The sequence below is a fragment of the Microcystis sp. M083S1 genome, assembly GCF_020246405.1.
GTDB lineage: Bacteria > Cyanobacteriota > Cyanobacteriia > Cyanobacteriales > Microcystaceae > Microcystis > Microcystis aeruginosa_C.
Map to the genome: position 1 here is coordinate 1 of NZ_JADBTB010000169.1, position 8,032 is coordinate 8,032.

Annotated in this window: 6 protein-coding genes and 1 pseudogene; all 7 read left to right on the forward strand. The window is 43.6% G+C overall.

Annotated features, from left to right (window positions below; all coding sequences use genetic code 11):
• A pseudogene (locus IM450_RS15705) lies at positions 1-412 on the forward strand (hypothetical protein); the annotation flags it as partial.
• Positions 413-453: 41 nt separating this feature from the next.
• Positions 454-1,212 carry a hypothetical protein gene (locus tag IM450_RS15710; protein WP_287671384.1) on the forward strand — a complete coding sequence of 253 codons (759 nt, stop codon included), beginning with the start codon at positions 454-456 and terminating at the stop codon, positions 1,210-1,212.
• Entirely contained in the window at positions 1,205-2,068 is an 864-nt protein-coding gene (locus IM450_RS15715; protein ID WP_287671387.1) for a hypothetical protein, read from the forward strand. The genes IM450_RS15710 and IM450_RS15715 overlap by 8 nt, the downstream gene beginning before the upstream one ends.
• Before the next feature lie 2 nt (positions 2,069-2,070).
• Complete coding sequence (locus tag IM450_RS15720; RefSeq protein WP_287671390.1) at positions 2,071-2,964, forward strand: TRAFAC clade GTPase domain-containing protein; 894 nt, start codon at positions 2,071-2,073, stop codon at positions 2,962-2,964.
• 7 nt (positions 2,965-2,971) lie between these two features.
• Positions 2,972-5,482 carry a peptidoglycan-binding protein gene (locus IM450_RS15725; protein ID WP_287671392.1) on the forward strand — a complete coding sequence of 837 codons (2,511 nt, stop codon included), beginning with the start codon at positions 2,972-2,974 and terminating at the stop codon, positions 5,480-5,482.
• An 88-nt stretch (positions 5,483-5,570) separates the two neighbouring features.
• Positions 5,571-7,070 (forward strand): hypothetical protein, encoded by a 1,500-nt coding sequence (locus tag IM450_RS15730; protein WP_287671394.1) that lies wholly within the window; start codon positions 5,571-5,573, stop codon positions 7,068-7,070.
• A 141-nt stretch (positions 7,071-7,211) separates the two neighbouring features.
• Positions 7,212-7,910 (forward strand): hypothetical protein, encoded by a 699-nt coding sequence (locus tag IM450_RS15735; RefSeq protein WP_287671396.1) that lies wholly within the window; start codon positions 7,212-7,214, stop codon positions 7,908-7,910.
• Positions 7,911-8,032: the final 122 nt, after the last annotated feature.

Genomic DNA, 8,032 nt, shown 5'->3' on the forward strand with positions numbered 1-8,032 from the left:
ACCCGCGAGCCAGACTTACCAGAGTACAGCACCTTCAGTATCTAGCTCTTCCCACTCCCTAGTAGGAGATAATTATTATCGAGATGCTCGTTCCTCATCCCCGATCGAAGTATCTCCTACAGAAGAAAGCCTAGCGAATCGCTTGAGGGGAAATAGCGAACCGATCGTACTAGAAAATAAACGTCGGGGTCACTATGAAGTGTACTTCGACGGTAACTATCATTGTTTGGTACCGAGCCAAAATTTTAGAATCAACCAGAATAACTATCAAATCGTTAAAACTTTATTCGAGTGCCAGAACTATGATCCAAATTTTTCCGATGGCCACATCCTCATCCATCACGCGGTAGTCTATCCTCTAGCGGATGGAAAAACTTGGCAATTACAACTGCGAGGGATTTTAGAGTTTTAGCTCATCTGACTATTTAGCAATCAACAACGAAAAATTTCCCCATGAACGTAATCATTATTGGCAATAAAAGTGTTGGTAAGACCAGTATGGTCATTACCCTATCGAAAGGAACCGAAAATGTTAAAGTGATCCCTTCTGGCCCTGGAGGTAAAATCGCTACATTGTCCAAGGATAGCATTGAAAAACTAGCGGGAACTTCTCAAAAAGAAGAAGAACCTCTCCTGCTGAGAATCAATCTTCCTTCCGGTTTGGAAAGAGAGGTGAGAGTTCAGTGGATTGATACCCCTGGGGAAGCCTGGTCTAAACCCGCGTGGCAAGAAAGCAACCCAGAAAAATATCAAGATCTGGTACACACTCTCGGTCAAAGTCAAGCGGTTTTACTCCTGCTGCCTCCCTATCGATATCGAATTCAATCTCAAGAAATAGAAGATACTCCCGAATTTGAGGAAATTCTCGACCCGGAGACCTGGAAAAAACAACTCAAGGAACGTCTCACCCTCTTGCGATCGCACTGTCCCAGCGTACAACATATTTTAATCTCTATCCATAAAGCCGATCTATTTCACAACCTAGAGGAGGAAAAAAACACCTGGCAATACAACACCAAAACTTCCTTTCTTTGGGGGAAACACGACGATCATATCCGAGAGACCTATTTTTCCCTAGCCGATGATATAATCCGCGAACATAACTCCCAACCTCCCTACCTCAATCCCAAATTTTTCGTCACCAGCATTCACCATCCCACTCTACTAGAATTACCCTGGGTCTATTTAGGAGCTTATTTCGCCAATGCCTAAAGCCTCTACAGAAATTCGCGTGATCGGGGCGAGAAGTTCGGGAAAAACCACCTATCTTGCCACCCTAGCCGTTCTTCCATCGGGTTTACTACAAAAATATCCCAAGTTAGAGGTGATTCCTCGCAATGATGAAGCCACGGCCCTACGGAAACGCGCGCTCGATACGCTCAAAAATCAAGGAAAGATAGCGGGAGATGCCTTCGATGCTGATCAACTTCATAACCTCAAGGACTATGACTTTCTCATCAAAATCCCGCCGGGGAAAAAGCGATCGAGCATCGAACTAGAACTCCTTGCCAAAGATTTCCCAGGGGAATTTTTTGAACATATTCCCATCCCTCATCAATGGAAAAAAATCACCCCTTGGGTTGATGACCTATTTACGACCGTAAGCTGGATGGTGATGATGACCGATTGGGAACCAGAACGCGACACATCGCTATATCTCCCCGCATTTACCAAACTATGCGAGGAAATTCGCGAGCGGGAAATTCGCAACCAAGAAATTGAAAAACTGCGGATCGCCGTCGTCATGGCTAAATGTGAAAGGGGAGAACTCTGGCCCTGTCGTCTCGATCCCGACGAGGATTTATTCGAGGTACGATTGCCCAAAACCTATAAACATCTCACCAAAACTTTAACCCCCGATCGATTACAATTCTTTGCCTGTTCTGCATTCGGGGTTTTGGGAAGTCGCCGCGATCGAGATTTTGATCCCCGGCCAAACTGCTACTTACCCGACGACGGTTCCCCAGAAGAAAAAAACGCCTATTTACGAGAACCCGATCGCTGGTATCCCTACGGATTAATTCCTCCGCTATACTGGTTAGCGACAGGCATTCGACTCGAAGAATAATTATGTGGAGTCGTCAACAACCCCCAAAAACCACCGATTCTCAGCCTACCGAATTTCGGATCATCGGACCGAGGCGATCGGGTAAAACCACCTATCTCTCTGCGTTGGCCTACTGGCCGAACGCGAAACCCGATAGTCCGATCGAGAAAGTTATTCCCCGCGACGACGATACGGCTAAACTAATCGCTATGGCAAAAGATATCCTAGAAAATAATGCCATGTTAATGGCTACCTATCCAGCCAGCAATCCGAGCGAAATTCCCACTTATAACCTCTCGATTCAAATGAAGCCCACTTGGCAAGGGGGACAAGCGATCGATATAATTTGTAAAGACTTTGCTGGGGAATTATTTGAAAAACTATCCCAAGGCAAAACTTCCCAAATCGAAGAGTATCTAGAAGAATGTGCCTCTGCCCTAGGATTACTCATCCTACTCGATGGTACTTTCTTCACAGAAGATGAAAAGTACGCCCAGGGATTGGCCACCTTGAAACAACAATTAAAGTGGCGACTAGAAAAGAAAAATCAAAACCTCTCCCAGTATCGTATCGCCTTAGCCTTTACCAAAGCCGAACAATCTAAAATGCGAATCCACCGGCAGGATATCCCCAGATTTATGAGGCTAAAATTTAATAAAACCTATCAATTACTAGAAAATTGGGGCAAAGAGTGGCCCTGTCCTGTTAAGTATTTTTTTTGTTCGGCATTTGGCATGAAGCCAGGTGCTTCTCCCGACTCTCCCCTCGCCAACGTTCAAGTTACTAGCCGCGAAGGTGGTGTGACTTCTGGAGTGATCGATAACCCAAAAGTGTGGAGACCCTTGGGATTAATGGCACCAATTTACTGGTTACACACGGGTACCGATCATCCCCAACTCAGAGACATAGAGGATTAGAAAAACTATGAGCGATTCCATTTTGATCAAGGAATTTTCTCGGAAATTGTTAGAACCGAAAAGACAGGGCGATCGGTGGGTTTCTAGCGGATTCGACAAAGAAATCGGTTTAAGAACCCATGAGAATCCTCCCACCCCCATTCAAAATGCAGTCCATAACCACTGGTTTCGGATTAATGATAGTTATCCTCCGGCAGAAGGAGAGATTGCCCTCATCGCACGAGAAATCGATAGATACGCAGTTTTAGCGGTAGCCTCTCCCCTAAAAGATGATAGCGATCGACCTCTGGTAGGCTATCGTTATTTCTGGCTAGAAAAGCCCCTAGATAGAGAGATAGATGCCGTGGGAACGCTCCTCCGATGGTGGGACAAGAACGAGCGACCCCGTTTCGAGCTAAAGCCTTGTTCAGACATCATACATATTCAGCAACAGAATCGTGGACAGGGATATTATTCAGCGATTCTTCACAGTCCTCATGATTTCGATAAAGTTCGTCAATTTGAGCAACTTGCTTTAGAAGTACAACAAACTCCTCATATTTTTACTCCTAGCAATAGCTTTATTCCTAGTTATTGGCATTTGCATTTTTTTTCTCGATATCTCAAACAAAAATATAATCGCCCGATCGCTTGGGCGTGGAAGGTTACTGTTTTAGAAAATCCTAATCAATTTACCCTAATCGCTTGCACTACTCAAGAATACTGTCAGATCAATTCCGATGCCAACAAAATCCCAACCGCATTAACTCCCCATAAAACTGGGCAAGATATACTAGATACTTCCCCTGTACAGGTTCAATCAATTCAAAGTTTAAAAAGAGCATTAAAAGAACTCTCAGAAGGCAAAGAAATTGATGAAAACCTAAATATCTTAGTTCAAGAACTAGAAAAAACCGATAGCACTCGATGGGATTGGGCAACGCTGATCGATAGCACCTGGCTGGAGCAACGACAGCACACCCAACAAGAAAAGATTTATAAATCATTGATTCTACTATTAAATCCCAATTTACAGCATACTGACTTAACGATTACCGTCTCCGATTGGCTCAATAGCCTACAAGCGCCAGGATCTCCCGCACCTCAAAAATTGCTGGATTTCTCTCGCTTTCTTCCCTCAGCCTTATTGACTCATTTCCAGCCATCCGAATTACCCGTTACTCAAGAAGCGAAAGAAGCACTCGATCGACAGCAGCAGTTGATACAATTGTATTCCAGAAATTCGGTCATATTAGCCAAGAATAAAACAAGACTCCATCAACTCATCGCTCGGTTATTTCTCCTACTGCGATCGAACCCCTCCCAGAAATCAGAAAAGGTAATTCAATGGCTACTTATCGACTACTCCCCACTCTGGAAAGAATCTCTAGAAATCTACACCAACGATCTGTTTAGAAAGCTCGATCGAGCCTATCTCAAAAAAGAACAATTACCCCCTCAAGAAAGGGATGAGTTTATCGAGAAAATCCTCGAAGACTTAAAACAGCGTGAGCAAGGACAAACCACCGAAAATCCCTCGTCCTACGAGAGCATCGCAGGGATTCTAGAAAAGAATAAATCCTATCCGATCGCCGCTTTTTTCTATAAACTCGCTACGGGTAAAGTTCCCGATAAAATTTGGGAAAACTGCACGAACCTCCCCGAAATTATTCCCCTAGAAAGACCCCCCGCCATTCCTCCACAATCCTCCGAGAAAAGTCCCAATTCTCTCAAGAAAATCGCCCTAATTCTTTGGCAAAAATATCCTTGGCAATGTCTAGGGTTGAGTGTGGCAGTCGGGACGGTGTTGGGGGTGGGAGTCCTGTGGGGAGTTCAATCGATCGGACGGGTATTTTCTCCGAAGATTTCCGCAAATCAATCGGCCATTATTCCCTCCGATCCCGTTCGGGAACTATACTTATATTTTAATCTCCTAGAATCTGGCGATCGCCGACAAGATCTGCAAGCGAAAAATCTAGACAACCTAAAGAAGTTACGGGAAAAGATGCCCGATTTCAACGCTTCCCAGTGGAAAACCAGCACTCAACGCGAAGCATGGCTAAGAGAAAGATCAAGTATTATCAAAAATCCTTTATATCCCTTCCTTCAACAACTGACACCAGCAGTTCCGGTAGAATTAAATAAAACTTACACCGCTAACCAAGTGACAGCCAATCCTCCCCTCAACGCCCCAGAAATTGCCCTAGGGAAAAGTCTTCTCCACTCGCTACAATTGTATGAGGGGGAAATCACTCCGATTTGGGATCAGAAAGTATCGGATGCGATCGCTAAGTTCAAAACACAATACCAGATTCAGCCAGCAGGAGGGGATTTAGATAAAAACACTTGGTCGATTCTCGCTCCCATGATTCAAGATCGGCAGATAAAAACAGCGATCAATACCCTAGAAAGAATCCTAAAAGAGAGCGAAAATTACTCGATCGCTCTCCCTCGATACAAAGCCTTTCAGCAGTGCAAAACTCAGACAAATACCGCCTATTCTGCCTGCCTAGATCAAATATTCAAACCCGATAAATAGACGCTTAATGATGTGGAATCGATGCGAAATTTATCAATTCTCTCGAAAACTTCTAGAGCCAAAATGGTCTAAAAGACATGAGTGCTATGTGAGTACAGGATTTGATCGAGAAATCGGCGGAGAAAATCAGGAAGTACCCCCGGAAATTGCGAATGCCGTCCATAATCATGCCTGTCGAATTAATGATAGTTATCCTCCCCAAACTATCGCCCTAATCTCTAGAGAAATCGGCAAATATGCCCTATTAGCGGTGGCGACAGCCTTAAGAGATGACAGCGATCGCCCTCTGATCGGCTACCGCTATTTCTGGTTAGAAAAACCCTCGCAAGATGGCGAAATAGACGGAATCGGAACGCTGCTAGAATGGTGGATCACTCAAGGTTCTCCCACCTTTCAACTACAACCCTCCTCTTCATCTCCCAAAACACCCCCAAAAGCTTCTAGTTCTTGGCTAAATCGCCATGATTTTTTTAAAAAATATTCAACCGATTCGGTGAATATTTCTATCAAAAAAATAGAACAAGAAAAAAAATACTCTCGATCTCCATTATATTTAGACAATATAACTTTTGAGGATTGTGGAGAATTTCATGCTCTAGCCCTTTCTCTACAAGCAAACGATTCTAGTCCCCTAAATTGGGCTTTTCGAGTGTCTCAATTAGAGATTCCCGAACAATTCTCTCTGGTTTACACCCAGGATAGCGATCAGGAACAATTAATTATTCGGTTCGATCGAGTTCCCGAATCCTTCTCGACGGTTTCCGAATATATATCCAGTGATATCCAAGTCAAACGATGTTTACTAAATCTAGCAAAAAATAAAGATCTAGAACGAAACTTACAAGCCCTCTCTAGTTATTTATCTAGTCTTGACAGTGACCATTGGAACTGGGAAATTATTGTTGATAAAACTGCGCTTAAAAATCATAATATCACGGCGGCTAGATATCGAGCATTACTGGCTATTTTAAAACCATTTCCAGAAATCGCTAACTGGCTAGACTGGCTACGGAAACGAAGAAGAAATAAACAGTTTGGGCGTGCGGGCATCGAGATGCAACAACAAGCGCTCGACCAAAATCCTCACCTCGAACAGCGACTATACGCTCTCATCGATGATCTATTAATAACGGAGCAATACAAAAATAGAAAAATTCCCGATCTACCCCAGGAAAAACAATGGTTATTAATTCGCTCCAAAAGCTTCTGGTCAGATTATTTTTATGACTCCGCAAAATATTATACTGAATCACTACTCATACAAATCCACTATCCAGAATATTGTCAACTAGACAATCATTTTTTTAACAAAATTTTACAAAACTATCAACAAAAAAAATTACCCGATGCTACTAAAAAACGATACGAATTTCTCGCACGACTATTCGCCGAAGTGCGCGCCTATAGCCTAGCGGCTCTGTTTTATCAAGTAAGCCAAGGAGAAGTTCCCGCAGATATATACACCCAAGCCGAAATCCATCTCATCGATCTTCAAAAAAGCCACCGCTCATCTGGACTGATCGGCCTAGCTTGGGCGAACCTGACACAGGATCTTATGCTATTATTTAGAAATCTGAGGGGAGGCTAGGGCAACCCAACGATCAAACCGAAAATTCCCCAACTACGAACGCACTAGCAGTATTAGACTATGGCGGAAACCTTTCTAGTCAATACTAGGAATACTTTGTCTCTAAACGTTTAACTGGATCAGGAAGGGAGTATTGAAAAAATGAGACTTGTTTTTTATCTGTTGGGGGGCATTATTTCAGCGCTGATCGGCTGGAACTTGAGCTTAGTGATCTTAGACCTCTTTAAATTCGCATCGAAGACAATTACTGGAAGCACTTTCCCTTTTTACGTCGAGTTTATTCTCTTCCCGATCGTCACTATCTGTTTAAGTGTTACCCTTGTCCTAACGACCATTTATCTGAGTAATCCGATTCACTACAAAGCGAATCGAAGAATCCGCAATAGTTATCTCAAAATCGCCCTAAAAACTGGTTTAATCGCTGGAGCGATCGCCGCAGTGCTAACTGTGATTATTTACCAGGGAAAATTCCCCCCGGCAAGTGTTCGCATAGTGGGCTGGAGTCTAATCGGTTTAGGGGCCGGTGTAGCCGAGGGATTATCTTGGCGATCGCTGAGTACCGAGGGTGCGAAAAGTAACACCTTTGAGCGACCGATAAAATCTGCCCTTTTCGGATTACTTGCCGGTTTAATTGCCGCCCTAGCGATCGAATTTCTCCGAACAATAATCCCCCTTGGCGGTTATGAAGATCTTTTAGGATTCACCCTTTTCGGCGCTGGTTTAGGGATGGCGCTCGCCATTTCCACAACCCCCACCTATCAAGTCGCACTGAGAGCCGGTAGAGGATTCGGACGCGCCCGAAAAGATAACCAATCGGGAAACTATAGCATTTACATTTGAGACGTGGAAACCAATTTCTGAAAAAAATGCTATAATCTAAGTCAATGTTTTAATAACTTTAATTATGGACAAGGCTCAGAAAATCAAAAAAGATATCGAGGAACTAGATAAATGGATTAAAA

What these genes read in the sequence shown, in the direction of transcription:
- IM450_RS15735 (WP_287671396.1), top strand. Translation starts at nt 7,212, where the DNA reads ATGAGACTTGTTTTTTATCTGTTGGGGGGCATTATTTCAGCGCTGATC.
- IM450_RS15720 (WP_287671390.1), top strand. Translation starts at nt 2,071, where the DNA reads ATGTGGAGTCGTCAACAACCCCCAAAAACCACCGATTCTCAGCCTACC.
- IM450_RS15725 (WP_287671392.1), top strand. Translation starts at nt 2,972, where the DNA reads ATGAGCGATTCCATTTTGATCAAGGAATTTTCTCGGAAATTGTTAGAA.
- IM450_RS15710 (WP_287671384.1), top strand. Translation starts at nt 454, where the DNA reads ATGAACGTAATCATTATTGGCAATAAAAGTGTTGGTAAGACCAGTATG.
- IM450_RS15715 (WP_287671387.1), top strand. Translation starts at nt 1,205, where the DNA reads ATGCCTAAAGCCTCTACAGAAATTCGCGTGATCGGGGCGAGAAGTTCG.